Annotated in this window: 1 protein-coding gene; it reads right to left on the reverse strand. The window is 59.1% G+C overall.

Annotated elements, in window-relative coordinates:
* Positions 1-612: RNA-guided endonuclease InsQ/TnpB family protein (locus ACEWFR_RS23770; RefSeq protein WP_374063349.1), on the reverse strand; the 612-nt coding region annotated here is incomplete at its 3' end.
* Positions 613-619 lie beyond the last annotated feature (7 nt).

Below are 619 nucleotides of genomic sequence, written 5' to 3' on the forward strand. Positions count from 1 at the left end.
GCCTTCGACGGCGGTCCCGTCGCTGTCGTGGGCGTACTTCAGGATACCCACGTCGATTCCGATGCATTTCTCGGGATTCTCGGGCTTCGGTGGCGCGTCGTTCTCGGTTTCGATTCCGAGGACGGCGAACCACTCGCCGGTCGGTTCCTGCTTGACGACGACCTCCTTGATCGTGGCGTCGTCCGGGACCTCGCGGTGGTAGACCATCGGAACGTCGCCGATCTTGGAAAGAGAGAGTACAGGCCGACCGCTCGTGTTGTTGAGCTTGAAGCCGGTTTGACTGTACTTGATCGAACGGTATTCCTGCGGGGCTTTCCACCGCAGCTCTCCGACGCGGTAGCCGTTGTCCTTCCGACCCTTCAGTGTCGACAGGTTGTCGTACAGACGTTGTACGACTTTCTGAAGCACCTTCGAGTGAACGTCCTGCAAGTCTGTCCACTCCCGTTTGAGGTCCGGGAGGAACTTCTGCTCGGAGTAGGCGGAGGTTCCGTCCACTCTGTTGAGTCGGTGAAGGAAGTGGTTATAGACCTGCCGGCAGGTATCGACGGTCCACGCTAACCGCTCGTGGAGTTCGTCGGTCGGTTTGAGCCTGTACCGGTAGTTGTAGCGCATGGTCTAC

It is taken from the genome of Natrinema sp. H-ect4 (genome assembly GCF_041894845.1).
Lineage (GTDB): Archaea > Halobacteriota > Halobacteria > Halobacteriales > Natrialbaceae > Natrinema.